At 54.5% G+C, this 15,382-nt stretch carries 14 protein-coding genes; 7 read left to right on the top strand and 7 right to left on the bottom strand.

Annotated elements, in window-relative coordinates:
- Nucleotides 1-181 precede the first annotated feature (181 nt).
- From trhO to BM123_RS21465, 4 genes are all read right to left on the bottom strand, one after another.
- Nucleotides 182-1,234 carry an oxygen-dependent tRNA uridine(34) hydroxylase TrhO gene (gene trhO / locus BM123_RS21480; RefSeq protein ID WP_090172791.1) on the bottom strand — a complete coding sequence of 351 codons (1,053 nt, stop codon included), beginning with the start codon at nucleotides 1,232-1,234 and terminating at the stop codon, nucleotides 182-184.
- A 185-nt stretch (nucleotides 1,235-1,419) separates the two neighbouring features.
- Nucleotides 1,420-3,747 carry a T9SS type B sorting domain-containing protein gene (locus BM123_RS21475; protein ID WP_090172790.1) on the bottom strand — a complete coding sequence of 776 codons (2,328 nt, stop codon included), beginning with the start codon at nucleotides 3,745-3,747 and terminating at the stop codon, nucleotides 1,420-1,422.
- Nucleotides 3,748-4,245: 498 nt separating this feature from the next.
- Nucleotides 4,246-5,742: a DUF5691 domain-containing protein gene (locus BM123_RS21470; RefSeq protein ID WP_090172788.1), complete on the bottom strand. Its 1,497-nt coding sequence runs from the start codon at nucleotides 5,740-5,742 to the stop codon at nucleotides 4,246-4,248.
- A gap of 285 nt (nucleotides 5,743-6,027) precedes the next feature.
- Nucleotides 6,028-6,399, bottom strand: a complete 372-nt coding sequence (locus BM123_RS21465) for a YraN family protein (protein WP_090172786.1) — start codon at nucleotides 6,397-6,399, stop codon at nucleotides 6,028-6,030.
- A gap of 107 nt (nucleotides 6,400-6,506) precedes the next feature.
- Between BM123_RS21465 and BM123_RS21460 the strand changes: the two genes are divergently transcribed.
- Nucleotides 6,507-7,121, top strand: a complete 615-nt coding sequence (locus BM123_RS21460) for a hypothetical protein (RefSeq protein WP_090172784.1) — start codon at nucleotides 6,507-6,509, stop codon at nucleotides 7,119-7,121.
- Nucleotides 7,122-7,124: 3 nt separating this feature from the next.
- Entirely contained in the window at nucleotides 7,125-7,325 is a 201-nt protein-coding gene (locus BM123_RS21455) for a hypothetical protein (RefSeq protein ID WP_090172782.1), read from the top strand.
- 275 nt (nucleotides 7,326-7,600) lie between these two features.
- On the opposite strand, the gene BM123_RS21450 is transcribed toward BM123_RS21455, so the two are convergent.
- The 3 genes from BM123_RS21450 to BM123_RS21440 all read right to left on the bottom strand — a co-directional run bounded on the left by BM123_RS21450 (nucleotide 7,601) and on the right by BM123_RS21440 (nucleotide 10,713).
- Nucleotides 7,601-8,428, bottom strand: a complete 828-nt coding sequence (locus tag BM123_RS21450) for a mechanosensitive ion channel family protein (protein ID WP_090172780.1) — start codon at nucleotides 8,426-8,428, stop codon at nucleotides 7,601-7,603.
- A gap of 167 nt (nucleotides 8,429-8,595) precedes the next feature.
- Entirely contained in the window at nucleotides 8,596-9,876 is a 1,281-nt protein-coding gene (locus BM123_RS21445; RefSeq protein WP_090172778.1) for an asparagine synthetase B, read from the bottom strand.
- A gap of 141 nt (nucleotides 9,877-10,017) precedes the next feature.
- Nucleotides 10,018-10,713, bottom strand: coding sequence for a M15 family metallopeptidase (locus BM123_RS21440; protein ID WP_245748648.1), 696 nt, complete (start codon nucleotides 10,711-10,713; stop codon nucleotides 10,018-10,020).
- A 187-nt stretch (nucleotides 10,714-10,900) separates the two neighbouring features.
- Between BM123_RS21440 and BM123_RS21435 the strand changes: the two genes are divergently transcribed.
- The 5 genes from BM123_RS21435 to BM123_RS21415 all read left to right on the top strand — a co-directional run bounded on the left by BM123_RS21435 (nucleotide 10,901) and on the right by BM123_RS21415 (nucleotide 15,336).
- A complete protein-coding gene (locus BM123_RS21435) occupies nucleotides 10,901-12,385 on the top strand; it encodes a family 20 glycosylhydrolase (RefSeq protein WP_090172776.1) in 1,485 nt (494 codons plus the stop codon).
- A 175-nt stretch (nucleotides 12,386-12,560) separates the two neighbouring features.
- Nucleotides 12,561-13,484, top strand: a complete 924-nt coding sequence (locus BM123_RS21430; RefSeq protein WP_090172774.1) for a hypothetical protein — start codon at nucleotides 12,561-12,563, stop codon at nucleotides 13,482-13,484.
- Nucleotides 13,485-13,769: 285 nt separating this feature from the next.
- A complete protein-coding gene (locus tag BM123_RS21425) occupies nucleotides 13,770-14,507 on the top strand; it encodes a hypothetical protein (protein ID WP_090172772.1) in 738 nt (245 codons plus the stop codon).
- An 81-nt stretch (nucleotides 14,508-14,588) separates the two neighbouring features.
- Nucleotides 14,589-14,858, top strand: coding sequence for an autorepressor SdpR family transcription factor (locus BM123_RS21420; protein WP_090172770.1), 270 nt, complete (start codon nucleotides 14,589-14,591; stop codon nucleotides 14,856-14,858).
- Nucleotides 14,848-15,336: a DUF1648 domain-containing protein gene (locus BM123_RS21415; protein ID WP_090172768.1), complete on the top strand. Its 489-nt coding sequence runs from the start codon at nucleotides 14,848-14,850 to the stop codon at nucleotides 15,334-15,336. Before BM123_RS21420 ends, BM123_RS21415 begins: the two co-directional genes overlap by 11 nt.
- The last annotated feature ends 46 nt before the right edge of the window (nucleotides 15,337-15,382 follow it).

The raw sequence follows: 15,382 nt of genomic DNA, 5'->3' as shown, positions 1-15,382 counted from the left end.
CTGTGCGAATCCGTGTAATCTGTGGTAAGAACTCAGCTACGCAGCAGCCCCTCGGCGTCCCTCTGTGATTCCCTCTGCGTCCCTCCGTGGTTAATGTTGCTCAGCCCCCGAACTTGTCTTCGTCGCGCAGCGACCTCTTCCTCTGCGTCCTTCTGCGTGAAACCCAGTCGCGCAGCGACCTTTACTCCAGCCGAGCCGTCCCTTCCCTCACCAAAGAGGCCCGCAGCGCCTTCCCAAACCGCTGTCCGTTAAACTGCGTCGTGATTTTCAGCTTCCGCTGTTCCTCCTCTGGTAGTTCAATAAATTCCTTACACTGCGTAGAGCAACAATCATTAAATGCCTCCGCGCAGGCTTCGCACTGCACAAAGAGGATATGGCAGGCTTCGTTTGCACAGTCCAGTTGCCGGTCGGAAGGCTTACCACACTGATGGCAATGCGCTACTACATGCTCCGTAATCCGTTCCCCCAGTCGTTCATCAAAAACGAAATTTTTACCGAGGTACTTCGACTCGATGCCCAGTGCCTGGCACTGGCGGGCGTAGTCAATGATGCCACCGTCCACCATCATCACGTTAGGGAATCCCCGGTGCAGGTAATAAGCACTGGCTTTCTCGCAGCGGATACCACCAGTGCAGTACATCACGATATTGGCATCCTTCTTATCGGCCAGCATCTCCTCCACAGCGGGGAGCAGGTCCCGGAAATTATCGATCTCCGGCCGGATCGCGCCCTCGAAGTAGCCCACTTCGCTCTCGTAATGGTTGCGCATGTCAACGACAATGGTATCGTCGTCTTCGAGTAGTTCATTAACCTCTTTAGCATTGAGGTGGCGACCGCGCTTTGTCACGTCGAAGGTCTCATCGTTGAGGCCGTCGGCGACGATCTTATCGCGGACCTTGATCTTCAATTTCAGGAAGGATTCCGCCTCCGACTCGATGGCGATGTTAAGACGCATCCCATCCATAAAATCAACGCTGTAGAGCGCATCCCGGAAGGCCTCAAAGTTAGGCGCAGGCACAGAAACCTGCCCGTTGATCCCCTCTTTGGCAATGTACACCCGGCCGAACACACTAAGTTCTGTCCAGCGCAGGTAGCACTCATTACGGAAGAGTTCCGGATCTTCAATGTGCGCATAGCGGTAGAAAGAAAAGGTGATGCGTGGGTCCGTCTCAGCTTCGAGGCGGGCCCGTAATGCTTCAGGACTTAGTTGATTGCGGAGTTTGCGCGGAGACATGCGTAGACTGATTTTCGGGGCGCAAAGTTACGGGTTTCTGTCTTCGGGGGCAAGGTGGTTTTCGGAAGGCTTGGTTGGTGGCGCGGCCGCAGGTGCAATGTTTTTCCTTACCCGGGCCTGCGGCCCGTTTTCTGGTGGGGATAAAGTCAAACGTCCGTATCATAATCTCCGGGCAATGGCCAGGGCTACCTTACCAACATAACGTCTCCCCGCAGCTGCCGACGCTCGCCATCCACGAAGAGTACCTCTGCAACCCATACATAAATACCTGCGGCAGCAAGCTCTCCGTCCCAGCCGGGTCGGTTGTCTCCCGAATAACGGAGGCCACCCCATCGATCATAGACGCGGAGAAATTCTACGACCTCTACGGCCGGGCCAGACTCGAGGCGGAAGCGATCGTTGACACCGTCTCCGTTCGGGCTGAAGGCCGTCGGGGCATAAACAGGGCGGTCTTTAAGGACGATGACCCGGGTAGAATCCATTACCGTGCAGCCATCGGACGAAGTGGCGGTGGCGAATAGCTGGCCCTCGTTGAGGGCCAGCAGGCGAAGCTCGCTGCGGGTACTGTCCTCCACGCTAAAAGTGGAGGGGATGGTGAAATTGATCGTTTCTGCGTCCAGGGCCTGGACGTTGTAAGAGAAAGTCTCCCCGAGTTGGGTTTGCAGTTGCTCCGGGAGAAAGAGGGTGGGGATGAGGAGTTCGGTGAGGACGACGGTACCGTTCAGTACACATCCGTTGGCATCCACCAGCGCGAGCGAATAAGTACCGGCGGACAAGCCCGTAAAGGTCAGACTGCTATCAGCCGCATTACCGGCTGCATCGAAGAGGGTATATCCGCCACCGCCACCACTGGGGTCGAGGACGGTAATGGCCCCGGAGTTCGATCCGGAGCAGTCGGGATTGATTCCCTGAAAGGTCGCCCGGAGACTGTCGGGCGCCGTCAGCGTGAAAGTGCCCGGCGTACTACAACCGTTGGCGTCCGATACCGTTACCGGGTAGCTGCCGGCGGAGAGGTTGGCCCGGCTGAGGGCCATTGTGCCATCGGCCCAACGGGCCGAGTAAGGTGGGGTGCCGCCGGCGGGCTGTAGGGTGATGGTGCCATCATCCGCTCCCGGACAGCTGAGGTTGTTGCCAGCATAGTCGCTCCGCACGGCGCTAAGACTCAGGGCCTCCTCGGGTTCCGTGATGAGGAAGGAAAGCAGGCGCGTGTTGCCGAAGTTATCCGCAATACTTAGTTGATACTGTCCTACGGAAAGCCCGGAGACATCGACCTCTTCATGGATCCCGACATTTGTACCGGAGGAGAAGGCATTTTCGCCGAGGCGCATGACGCCGTAACTAAAGGGAGGCGTTCCTACCTCAACTGCAAAGCTGTAGCCCCCACTGCTTTCCCCCTTACATTGCACCCCGCGTTCGCGCCCCACCGCCTGGATGTCACACTCGATAAACAGCAGGCTGAGCGTGAGTGTACTGTCGCAACCAAACTGATTGGTTAGTTCCTGGGTGTAGGTGCCCGTTTGGGTGTAAACGATGCCATTGACCGAAAGAGAATCATCTGAACAAACGAAGGCATCTATTTCCTGAGACTGGGCAGGTACGGCGGTAGTGTTGAGCGTAACCATACTGTCACAGCCGCTGGCGGTGACAAAAGAAAAGTCAAATTCCCCCGTTGTCGTCAGGGTAGTATCTGCGAAAAAGATGGTGTCGTTGGCACAGAATACCGTATCGATCCGCTGTGCCGGAATAGTACGTACCGTAACCATCGTACAAGTCTGGGAAGCGGCGTCACAGGCATTGACCGCCCGGACACAGAGCTCAAAATCGCCCACTTCGTTGAAGGCATAGGAAAGCGTCGTGTCCCGGCCTACCTGCTCGTCATCGACCGTCCAGGTGTATTCCGTTGCGCCGTTGAGCCTGGGGGTGGAAAATTCCGTCCTTACCTCCGGGCAGACCGTAAGCGGCCCCTCGATCGCGCCGGTTTGGTCGAGCGGTGCCAGTTCCGTGGAGCCACTAATGACGTCAAAGCGCCAGTCGCAAACGTCGCTCCTGGCGCCGTCCATCACCAGGTAGTAGTACTGGCCAATAGTCAGTGGTTCGGTATTGCTGAAGGTTCTGGACGAGTTGGGCTGCGCGGCATCCCGCGAGCCGAAGCATTCGCTGATGAGACGATAGTTCTGGCAGTCGATACCTTCGTAAATGGCAATCTCGAGTCCGTCTCCCTGTTCGCAATTGGAAACTGTGAGCCGAATGGATAAGTCTACACTCCCCGCCACGAAGCCGATCCACTTCCCGTTGTGGGCCTGCTGCGTGCAGAAGGTGGCTGGTAACTCATAGCTCTCATCTCGCCCGTTCCGGCCGGTGAAGCCATCGATGTCGCAAATGATGCAGGCTTCGGCGCAGAAAGGCGTCATCTCCGGCACCGTTTCGGGTGGACAGACGGGGGGTAATTGCCCGGCCAGTGGACTTAAGGCGAGCAAACAAAGGAGTAGAAGCAGGTGTGTGTGTCGGGGCATTTAGAATAGTATACTGCAATATTGATGTCGACGGGGGGCAATGGTTTAATTGTTGGTACGAATTAATAGATTTATTAGACCTGCCAGCCCTGGAAGGACGTTTTTCAGTAGCGATGGTTGACCGAGTTGGCGAAACCGATGAGGGGAATTATTAATAAGTCAAGGGGAAGTTCCAGGGCTAACGCATACTCACCGGACGCTCAAAGGAACTCAGCAATTTCGCCTCCGGCTCCATGGCTGAGCACACTTCGAGGTCCTAGACTGCCAATTTAGGACCTCGAAGTGTGCATTTTTCGTAGCGGAGCGAAGGATAAAATGTTCCTTTCCCTTCGGGGCTGCTTCGCGGTGAGGGTCCGGCTTCGAGTATGCATTAGCCCTGAGGGGAAGTCCATCGCGAAATGCGCGGTGGGCTCCTCACGGGCCGTTGGCCCTTTAGTCAGCCATCCCTACGACAGATGTCCTTCCGGGACAGGTAGCTGCGCAGGTAGGTGTCGGGAATTAAATTTTTCTTATGCCCGTCCGAAAGCTCAGGATTTGCAACATCTCCGTTGCCAGTTTACCAAATACATCTGACCGTTCCGTCATGGCGTGCAAGTGCGTCCGCGACCACTGAAAGATACTCGCGTTCAGCAACGGAATGCTGAGTTTCCAGTGCGACTGCAGGTCACGCTGCAGGCCGTAGGGCAGATCCCGGATGTCGCGAAGGGTAGCAACGAGCTGAAGCACGAAGGCTTTGCTGATGCGGGCGGACCATGGCTCCGTCCGGCTTAGCGCCAGTACCCGGGCGACGCCGCCATAATGGAAGACCTTTTTTTCTCGCTCAAGTACTTCGTGGAATACGGCCTCGAAGGCCGGCTGGGGCAGGGCGGCGGTAATCCTGGCGATCTCCTCCATCGGAAGTTGTGCCGGGTTAGCGATGAGGGCGAAGCGGACGAAGTCGGCGCAAATGTCAGTATCTGCGTAAGCAAGGATAGCCGTAGCCGCGGCTTTTAATTGGGCCTTCGGCAGGGATGGCCAGTATTCCGCAGCCGGCAGCCCGAGGAGGTCGGGGATAGCCGTTGGCGACAGCTGAGACAGAAGGAACTCGGACAGGCTTTCGTTTTTACGCAGACCGCCGTAGGAGACGATGGCCTCTTTGCCTTCGGCGGTAGGATGAACAGTGGGGAGTTTCCCCTCGTCGGTCAGGGCGCTGGCGGCCAGCGCCAGCAGGTCGTCTGCTGCCCGCTCTTCACCGGCCAGTAAGAGCAGCCGCAGCAGCTGCCGGCGAACCCCCTTTCGTTTTGGGGCCAGGCCGGCACGCAGCCAGGGGATATCTTCAGCGGAGAGTCCAATCTCCAGCGCGGAAAGGAGGCTCTCCTGATTTTTGGGAGATTGTTTGTCCCAGACCGCCGCCAATGCTTCGCGGGCGGCTTTGGGATTCCGCCGCCGCCAGCGGCGGAGTAGCGGTAGCCGTTTGCCGGGGGTCACGTCTCGCTGAAAGGCAGTGGCGAAGTCGTAATCAGGGTGAATGATGGCCCATTCGGGATTCAGGGCAGCCAGCCAGCCGGCGCGCTGGCCGCCGGCGAGGAGGAGCCGGTCAGACAACTCGGGAGCACTGTCCCGTAGCGCCGTTGCCCGGTCGAGAATGTCCGGTAGCAGGTAAGGCGGGACGAGCTGCTGGCGCTCGTTCAGTAGGTCCAGGGCTTCGGGCAACACGCCGGGGTAAGTCCCCTTCAGAATAAGTTGTAGCCCACGAGCCAGCCGGCCGCTGGCGTAGGGTAGGGTTTCCTCCGGAGCAAGGGGCATGGCTTCGCGTACCTGGTTAGCGGAGGGCTGTAACCGCTTTGTTCGCTCCAGGAGGGCCCAGGCCGCCAGCAGTTGCTCGCTGTCATCCGCCATCGGGTCCGTTGCGTCGCGCTCGGCCAGCCAGTTCGTGATGATCTGCCCGGCCTCTTTACGGGCGGTGCCGAGGGTGAGGGTGCTGAGGAGATCGTCGTGAAGAGGCGTTTGGGCCACGGAGAGCGGGAGGTTTTTAACTTGGGTGCAAGGTACGGGGCGCTTTGGGTTTTTCGCGATACGATGGTGGACTGAGTTGACGAAGCAATGAGAATGTTTACCACATTTTTCGCGATGGGCACCTTACGAACCGTTAGCTCTTCAGTCGGGCATCGCTACGAAAGACGTCCCTCCTGGATTACCATGGCAGCTACGTAGACGGCCAGATAATTCACCTTTAGGAAGAAAGTATCAGGGCTGTTTAACCTCACCCTGCACCTGCGTGTAGCGCCCCAATTACCTTGTTCAAAACAAACCCGGAAAAAAGGCGTCCTCAATGTGTTCCAACGTATGGCTGCCATCCTTGTGGAGGAGGATGGCGATGATGTCAAAGCGAACTTCCCAGTCGTGATTTACTTCCCGCATGTAAGCCGAAGCCGCCTTTGCGATGTTTCGTTCCTTCGTGGCGGAGACCGCTCCGGAGGGATGGCCCCAGGCCAGTCCGCGTCGTGTTTTGACTTCTACGAAGAGCAGGCAGCCGTCTTCCCGACGGGCGATCAGGTCCAGTTCCACTCTTTTATAACGATAGCCTTCGGCTACCACTTCCAGCCCCAGCGCCAGCAGGTGGGCTTTAGCGATGGCTTCACCAAGCTGCCCGGTCTTTTGTCGGTCGGTCATGAGGTCAAGTTAAGCAATCTTGCCGACGCTGCAACGTTAGCAAATCCTTAAGGCGGACAACCCCGTAAATGATTGGGCCGTTATATTTGTCATTAAACTGCTTTTCCATGTTGAAGAAATTCGTTTTCGCATTACTCTTACTTTTTACCTGTTCTGTTGTCACCTTCGCTCAAACGACGGAGAGAGAAGCCGAAGAGGATCTGGACTACTATAGTGACAAAAGCCCCGCCAACTTCGATGATGGCAGGCTGGGGAGTCAAATCTGGTGGGGTACTGGCGCACAGCTGGGCTTTAACTCTAATAACTTTGAGAGCTTTTTTCAGATTGGCCTTTCGCCCATCGTTGGCTACAAGATTAACCAGGTGCTGAGTGTTGGCCCCAGAGGAAGTTTTGCTTACAACTCCTACCGGCAGACCCGTACGGGCGGAGATTTTAAAGCCAGCTTTGTTACCTGGTCAGCTGGTGCTTTTGCGCGTGCTAAAGTGTTCGGCCAGTTTTTTGCTCATGGTGAGTACAGCCTGCTCAACGAAGTGGAAGGCTTTAACGGTGATGATGCCATTCGGGCAACCCGTGCCGTACCTTTCCTCGGCGGTGGTATCAGCCAGGGCGGAGGCCCGGGCCAGGCGGGCTTCGAAATTCTCATCCTCTTCCGGCTTACGGCTGCGGACCGCATTGGTGACAGCCCCTTCCAGTTCCGGTCAGGGCTGAACTTCAACTTCTGATCTATGATATACCCGCTGAAAGATTACTTCTGGCCCGATAGCTGCCCTCGCTGTGGCCTGAAAATGAGTGTGGGGGATAAGCTCGTTCGCATGAAGAACACTATCGCCAATATCGGTGGTGTTCTGGGCGGTAAAGAGGTGAAAGCTAAGCCTGGGGAAACCGGGAAGTGTACTTTCTGCGGTAAGAGTGGCGGCAGAACATAGGGCGCTTACCGCAGGTGCAATGAAGGCTAAAGGGCCTGCTTTGTAAGGCATAAAACAGGAGCCCTCCCGGAGTTTGGGCAACATTCTCTATGTTTTCTACCCTGTACTCAGTTCGGTCGGTATAAAAGCGATCAGCGGACAGCATTCAGAGCCGTTTTGCCTGAATGCTGCCCGCTGATCGCTAAAATCTTGTTCTTTGCCAGGCACTATGGTCATCTCATCCAAAAATTAAGGATGACTCATGTTTATGCCGTATTGTGTCAGTCTCAACCTGTTTATTCCCCGATTGACCCCAGTTCTACACCTTCGCTGTAGGCCATTCTGATGCCGTTGGCGGAAAGCGCATTTTTGATTCGTTCATTTACTTCAAAGGTGGCTTCCCAGTAGTTGTCAGGGGCAACGTATGGGCGGACGGCTACGATGATGTTGTGGGTGTCATAAGACTCGATGCCAATCTGTGGTTTTGGCTCGTCAAGGATGTATTCCAGCCCTTGAAGTGCGTCGGAAATAATCCCCTTCAACTTCGGGAAACTCTCTTCATAGGCCATCAGGAATGATAACTCCAGGCGGATGTGTCCCTTTACGCTGTAGTTAGTCACTACGCCATTAATTACTTCTCCATTCGGTACGATCAGTGTCTTATGCCCCGGTGTAACCATGATGGTGTTGAAGATCTGAATTTCTTCCACCTGCCCGAAGAACTCGCCCGGTACCTGAATCCAATCGCCCACCTTGTAGGGGCGGAAAATTATAATCAGTATGCCCGCCGCAAAGTTGGCCAGACTACCCTGCAGGGCCATCCCCACCGCGAAACTGGCTGCTGCCAGAATGCCAACAAATGCGGCTACGTCGATACCCAGTATTCCCGCCACGGTAAAGACCAGTAGTATTTTCAACCCAATACCCACGATCGAGCCAAGGAAAGGGGCCAGGTCACCACCAATTCCCTTAGCCGACATTGACTTTATCGCCATGCTGACGACCTTGTTGATAATTCGAATTCCAATCAACAGAATGACAATAGCCGCCAATACCTTTGGGGCGTATTCGATTATCATGTTGCCGGCCGTGTCTAAATAGGAGTTGATCTGTTCTGTTTCCATGGAGGCAAATTTAGGAAAAGAGTCAGATAGTCAAGTAGTCAGATAGTCAAGCAGTCGGGGAGTCAAGTAGTCAAAGAGCGACCTTCCCCCATGAGCGAAGCGAACTCCCCTTTGCGGTAGCTACTGTCTGACTGTTTGACTCCTTGACTATCTGACTCCTTAACTCCCTACGTCTTCCGTTTTTTCTTCTTCGCCGCCGGGAACAAAATGTTATTCAGAATCAGCCGGTAACCGGGGCTCATGGGGTGCAGGCTCAGGTCCGTTTCGGGGTCATTGACGAGGTGGCGGTAGTCGGCAGGGTCATGGCCGGCGTAGAAGGAGAAAAAGCCTTCGCCGTAGTTGCCGTGGATGTAACGGGCTTCCTGCGCCGGCTTGTTCTCACCGAGGATGAGGACACTTGATTTGATATGCTCCTTGCGGAAAGCCGTCGTTTGGCCCATGAAGCCTTTAACCGTCCGGGTATGGTTTTGGGTCAGCATCGTGGGCACGGGATCCCACTTGGCGCTGAAGTCGAAGAGGGTAAAGTAATCCTGCTTCTGAGAAACCCGGCGTGGGTTGTGGTCGATGCTGCTGAACTCGTATTCCAGCGGTTTGCGCTGGAGCTTGAAGTTCTCGAAGGCGAAGGTCTTGGAGAAATCCAGCTTACTCTGTGCCTGTGGATCGATGGGGTCACCGTCGTAGTATTGCGCACAGATGTCGACTCCATCGGCGGCCAGGGCAATGTCATAGCTGTCCGTAGCCGAACACATGGCAAACATGAAGCCACCACCGCCGACGAATTCGCGGACTTTCTTGACAACGTCGAGCTTCAGCTGACTCACCTTTTCATAACCATTTCTTTCAGCAATCTCTTCCTGATAGGCGACCTGCCGGCGGTACCAGGGGGCCGTGTGGAAGCTGCGGTAGAAGCGACCAAACTGCCCGGTAAAGTCTTCGTGGTGCAGGTGAAGCCAGTCGTATTCGGCGAGCTTGTCGCCCAGCACCTCATCGTCATAGACGGTTTCGTAGGGGATTTCGGCGTAGGTGAGCACCAGGGTTACGGCATCGTCCCAGGGCTGGACTTTAGTGCCCTCCCGAAAGTTAAATTCGGGGGTGTAGACCGCCACTTTCGGCGCCTTCTCCAGGCGCATGGCGTCCATGTTTTTTTCGGGGTTGCTGATGTCTTCCAGGATGGCGTTGAACTTCGCGTCAGGGATGACCTCGTACTTGACGCCCCGCGTCAGACACTCGCGCTCAAAGGCGCGGCTGTGGGTAAAGGCAAAGCTGCCTCCGCGGTAGTTGAGCAGCCACCAGGCATCGATCTGGTTATCGAGCACCCAGTAGGCGATGCCGTAGGCCTTGAGATGGTCCGTTTGCTTATCATCCATCGGAATGAGGATGGTGGAGGCATTAAGGGCTACCGTGCCGCAGAGCAGGACGAGAAGGAGAGATAGTTTGCGTAACAGCATTTGTAGGGGCTTGAAGAATAGAGTATGATAGTAGGGTAGTCTTAATAGTACGGTAGTAAAGGTAACGCTGCCAGGCAGGATTTAGGTGTGCAACGGGGCATACATCCCTGCTGTTTCAGCTTGCCAGGCGGCTGTGGCTCCTTATTCGTCACATTCCCACACCCAATCGCTGAGCGGTAACCTTGGACCGCTGAAGTTGAAGTGCCACCATTCTGTCCGGATGGTCAGAAACCCTTGCGCGCGCATGGCCGCCTGAAAGAGGGCCCGGTTGTCGAGCACTTCCTGCGGAAGATTGGTCGTGGTGGTATAGGCTTCTTCGCCGAAGAAGTCGTAGGTCGTCCCCATGTCCAGTTCTTCGCCGGTGTCGAGGTGAACGATGGTCAGGTCCGCCGCTGCACCCCGGCTGTGCAGGCTGCCTTTTCTGGGGTTGGCGACGTAACGGGCGTCGGGCAACACGTCCCACAAGCGCTGTTGGTAAGGCCCCGGCCGGTAGCAATCGTACATCTTCAGGCCCAGGTTTTGCGCCTTCAGGCCCTGGTGTACTTTTAGCAATGCCCGGGCTACCTGCGGGCGGTAAAAACAACGGCCGCAGTCGTAGATGACCTGCTTCATGAAGTTATTGTCGGTGGCGTACCGCAGGTCGAGCCGGATGCTGGAGTCGAGTCGGATCATTTCCGCCCACTGCGTAGTATCATAGTCGTAAACCGGCGGTGGGGGAGGCGGGGGAGGAGGAACTTCGACCGGGAAGGCGGCCGTTAGCACCGTAGCGGTTTCGGGGGCTTGCTCGCAGCGAACGACACTGATGCAAAGCAGGAGGAGGAAAAGGAAACGAAACATGGGGGGGAAGATACGGGGTGGATTTTTCCCGTATCGGAAATTTACCGGAGATGTTCCATTTTCGATCTTCGATTTTTTTCCGGCACGGGAAAAATCACGCCCGGAACCATTGCTCTGGTCGAGCCTCCCCCGCACCCGCGCTCCGTCGCCCCCAATTCCCTATCTTTCCCCCACACAACCCCCGATCATGCGCTATCTGACCATTTTTGCTCTCGCCATTTTCCTGTTTGCCTGTGGCTCCGATGCCCCGCCACCGCCACCCGCCATGGCGCCACTCAACGATCTGCCACTGGTGCCGCTGCCCGTGGAAATGTCAGCCACGGAGGGTTACCTATACATCGATCCGGCAGGAGAATACGACCAATCCGGCGCAGACGCAGGTGCCGTGGATTACCTGAAGAGCAAGGGGGTGCCCGCGCTGCCACTCAAGACCTCCGTTGATGAAAGCCTGACCCTGTCTGACGGCGCTTACCTCCTGCAAATCACGGCGGAGGGCATCGAAATTTCTGCCAAAGACGCCGCCGGCATCTTCAACGGCGCTACCACCCTGGAGCAAGTCATCGCCTTCAGCCCCAACACGGAACGCGGGCACTTCCTGCCCGCCGGCACCATCACTGATACGCCCCGCTATGCCTACCGCGGCTATATGCTGGACGTAGCCAGGACCTTCTTCGGCGTCGATACCGTTAAGGCCGTCATCGACCGCCTGGCGCCCTACAAGATCAACCATTTGCACCTGCATCTGAGCGACGATCAGGGTTGGCGCATCGAGATCAAATCCTGGCCCGGTCTGGCCGAAATCGGCGGCCGCTTTGAAGTTGACGGTACCCCCGGCGGCTACTTTACCCAGGAGCAATACAAAGACATCGTCGCCTACGCCGCCAGCCGTAACATGACGATTGTGCCGGAAATCGATATGCCCGGTCATACCAATGCTGCCCTCAATGCCTACGCCGAACTCAATCTCGACGGCAAGGCCCGGGACCCCTACACCGGTACGCGGGTCGGCTTCAGCACCCTGGATGCGAACAAGGAAATCACCTACGAATTTGTCGACGCGGTCGTCGGGGAAATCGCCGCCATCACCCCCGGCCCTTACTTCCACCTCGGCGGCGACGAGAGCGACGCTACCCCGCACGACGACTACGTCAAGTTCGTTCAGCGTGCCCAGGAGATCATCATTTCCCATGGTAAAAAACCGATGGGCTGGGATGAAGTCGCCACCGCCGGCCTCGCCGAAGGCACCCTCACCCAGCTCTGGAACCATAGCGAATACGCTCAGATCGCCCAGAAGACGGGCAACAAAGTGCTCTTCAGCCCCGCCACCCGGACTTACCTCGATATGCAATACGACAGTACGAGCCGCCTCGGCCTCCACTGGGCGGCTTACATCGAGGTAGACTCCGCCTACCTCTGGGACCCCGCCTCGATGGTCGACGGTATCACCGACGCCGACATCCTCGGCATCGAAGCGCCGCTCTGGGGCGAGACCATCCGCTCCATCGAAGACATCGATTACCTCACCTTCCCCCGCCTCCTCGCGTTAGCAGAACTCGCCTGGACGCCGCAGCCCAAACGTAACTACGAAGATTTCCTGCGCCGCCTCAAGGCACAGCAGGCCTGGTTGAAGGAGCAGGGGATTGGTACTTATGATACACGGGTGCTGCGTTAGTGAATAGAGGGAATGCTGGAATGATAGTATGGGGGTAACCCGGACGCTTGGAGCGGGCCTAAGCAAGCCTGTTTACCTCCTTCCCCCACCTCCGCTGGTTTGGTTAAGACGTTAATTTTTCCTTTGGCTCAATATCGTGGCAGCCAATGGGTTAATATCTCCAAACCCGCTGCCCATGAAACGCTCCTACGCCTACGCCCTGATTGTATTTGCCATTGCTATTTTCGGTAGTTTGGTTTGGCTGCATTTTTATTTGGTGGAGGAGGCGCTGGCGGAGGCTTATGAGTTTGAGCGGGAGACGGTTTGGGAGGCAATTGAGTTGGGGGAGGAGCGGATATACCAAATTATAGGGGATGTTGAAGACAAACTAGAGGATCCATCAAAAGCAAGGTATCAGCCAATGATACCGGTCATCGTTTCGGCAAGCGAAGGGTACAGAGGTGTTGTCAAGAGTTACCAAGCAATGGGTTTAGACCGTTGGGGGAGTCCGCTTCCCGAAAGGGAGCAGAGCCATCTGCTGAGAAAGTTGGCGAATGATTTAAGTTTAGAGTTGGCCTCATTGCAACGAGCCTATTTCGACTTACTGAATGACTACGGAGAAAGTTTTAACTTGAATAAAGAGGAAGTAGAAGCGAAGAAAAAATTTATAGGATCCATTATGAAAGAAGGCATGGCTCCGGTTATGCAAGACCTTCTATCTGGAAACCATTTTCAGCGGCGGGATATATTAGTACTTGCCTATTTATCTATCACTGAGACTATGATTTTTGATATAACCTCAATGGCTGGGGGGAAATCTACCGGGTCCTGTATCGGATATTTTCCGGTAATGATTACAGATATGGAAAATCCTCGTCCGGGAGAGACCGTCAATGCTAATTTGTTTATTGGTGGCTATTCTACTTGCCTGCTACCAGAATACTCAAAGATCATAGTTGGTTCTGATACGCTACAAGTTAAAGATGATGGTAAAGTAGATTACAAGTTTACGGCCGGGCATCGCGGGGTAAATACAATTTCATATTCTAGTTTAATCACTAACCCACTGACGGGGTACACGATTTCCCAGGAAGGTAAATACACTTACAGAGTTGATTGAAGTGTCCTTGTTTGTTTCGCCAACAAAAGCAGGCGGTACAAAACCAGAGAATCCTGAAAATCCTACCCAAATCATATTAATCCTAATCTCCCCGGCTTCTTCCCAACTCTATCAACCATGACCCGAAATTTTGCCGTCAGCCTAACCTGCTCCATCCTCCTCCTCATCAGTGGGTTACTCTATTTGTAGTACCGTTTCCTAAGCAAGGGGCAAATAGAAAAAGCGGCTTTTGTTGAGCGTGCTCACCATAATTTAATCGAACACCAGCAACAACAGTTAGATAAATTGATCCAAGAGGTTGAGGAAACTTTGTCAGAGGACGAAAAAGATCGCTTCAAACCTATGATTCCGTTCTTTTATGAAAGGAGACAACTGTTTAAGGAATATCTGGAGTTTGCTTCAGCCGATATTGAAGATGCCCCATACAGCATACAAGAACTAGAGGAGTTATATACTTCTCACCTTGATGTATTGGAAGAACGAACAACTGTTTTTATGGCCGAATTTGGTGAGCAGATGGATCTCTCTGAAAATGAATTGAAGTTCAAACTGAAGTACTATCAGGATAATTTTTGGGGAGGAGATGCATGGCCAATGACAGAAGGTCTTTCAGCATCGGACTTTACTATCAGGCGAGACTTGCTAACGCTCAAGTATTTGACCACATTGACTCAGTTAGTAGAGAATATATCTAGTATAGCTGGTGGTAAAATGCTGATCTGTTTCCCCCCTCCATCCTTTTTTCCGGTAATACAGGATGGCTTCTCTGACCCAAAGCTGGGAGAGGAAATAACGACAACCATAAGCATCGGAAAGCTGGACCATTCGCTAAATCCTGAAGAGATGTTTATCGTCATAAATAGTGATACACTACGTTTGGAGCGAGGCTGGAGAGAAGCCTATTCTTTTAAGCCTACTCGTCGAGGTAAACAAGTGTTGGAAATGTCACTCTTTGGAAAAAATCCGCTTACAGGAGCAGTCTATTCTGAAGGGAAAAATTACTACAGCTTTCACGTTCGGTAAACCTCCCGCTCCGAGCGTTCTGTCCAAAAAAGTAATGCTCCATCTAAACAAAATCATTTAGACATTTGTCTAAATATGCAAATGGACGAAATCTTCAAAGCCCTCCGCGATCCCACTCGCCGTAAAATCCTGCAGCTACTGCGGGATGGCTCGCTTACTGCCGGTGAGATTGCCGACGAGTTTGACATCTCCAAACCGAGTATTTCCCACCACCTGGATTTGCTGAAACGGGCCGACCTGATCACCGTCGTACGCGAAGGACAATTCCTTCGCCATCACCTCAACACCACCGTCGTGGAAGATCTGCTGCGGTGGGTCATCGACCTAAATTCTCCGGACCATGAAAAGTAATCGGCTTATCCTTTCCCTGATTTTCGTGTTTCTCCCCTTCATTTACCTCGCCTCGATCTATGGTGATTTGCCGGAGCAAATTCCGATTCACTTCGACTGGCGCGGTCAGCCCGACGGCTGGGGCCCGAAATACATCCTCTGGCTGGTGCCCACCATCCTGATTCCACTGGTAATGCTCGTTAATGCCGCCATCACTAAAAAAATAGCTGAAGGCACGGCTTCCCCAAAGTCGGCCAGCATCGGCTTCATCACCCTTGCGTTCAGCTCCCTGATGATCTGCTACATTATCTATGGTGCGGAAGCCGGGAGTTACAATGGTCTGGGCGGGCTATCCATCCTGATGGGTATTTTCTTTGGCGCCCTCGGCAACTACCTGCCCGTATTGAAACGTAATGCTTTCGTCGGGATCCGGGTGCCGCCTACCATGAGCAGCGAAGTTATACTGATAACAAGCAAGCATCTGCCGACTTATTTTTAGATTTACAACGAGACTAGGATGATCCCGTACTTTCGGCCACCGTTGC

Origin of the sequence: Neolewinella agarilytica (assembly GCF_900110645.1) — a bacterium.
Lineage (GTDB): Bacteria > Bacteroidota > Bacteroidia > Chitinophagales > Saprospiraceae > Neolewinella > Neolewinella agarilytica.
Note: the sequence above shows the minus strand (reverse complement) of the source record. Positions and strands in the feature narration are given on the sequence as shown.

Excerpts from the sequence above, each read along its gene's own strand:
- trhO (WP_090172791.1), bottom strand. The coding sequence starts at position 1,234 with ATGTCTCCGCGCAAACTCCGCAATCAACTAAGTCCTGAAGCATTACGG.
- BM123_RS21475 (WP_090172790.1), bottom strand. The coding sequence starts at position 3,747 with ATGCCCCGACACACACACCTGCTTCTACTCCTTTGTTTGCTCGCCTTA.
- BM123_RS21465 (WP_090172786.1), bottom strand. The coding sequence starts at position 6,399 with ATGACCGACCGACAAAAGACCGGGCAGCTTGGTGAAGCCATCGCTAAA.
- BM123_RS21460 (WP_090172784.1), top strand. The coding sequence starts at position 6,507 with ATGTTGAAGAAATTCGTTTTCGCATTACTCTTACTTTTTACCTGTTCT.
- BM123_RS21455 (WP_090172782.1), top strand. The coding sequence starts at position 7,125 with ATGATATACCCGCTGAAAGATTACTTCTGGCCCGATAGCTGCCCTCGC.
- BM123_RS21450 (WP_090172780.1), bottom strand. The coding sequence starts at position 8,428 with ATGGAAACAGAACAGATCAACTCCTATTTAGACACGGCCGGCAACATG.
- BM123_RS21445 (WP_090172778.1), bottom strand. The coding sequence starts at position 9,876 with ATGCTGTTACGCAAACTATCTCTCCTTCTCGTCCTGCTCTGCGGCACG.
- BM123_RS21440 (WP_245748648.1), bottom strand. The coding sequence starts at position 10,713 with ATGTTTCGTTTCCTTTTCCTCCTCCTGCTTTGCATCAGTGTCGTTCGC.
- BM123_RS21435 (WP_090172776.1), top strand. The coding sequence starts at position 10,901 with ATGCGCTATCTGACCATTTTTGCTCTCGCCATTTTCCTGTTTGCCTGT.
- BM123_RS21430 (WP_090172774.1), top strand. The coding sequence starts at position 12,561 with ATGAAACGCTCCTACGCCTACGCCCTGATTGTATTTGCCATTGCTATT.
- BM123_RS21420 (WP_090172770.1), top strand. The coding sequence starts at position 14,589 with ATGGACGAAATCTTCAAAGCCCTCCGCGATCCCACTCGCCGTAAAATC.
- BM123_RS21415 (WP_090172768.1), top strand. The coding sequence starts at position 14,848 with ATGAAAAGTAATCGGCTTATCCTTTCCCTGATTTTCGTGTTTCTCCCC.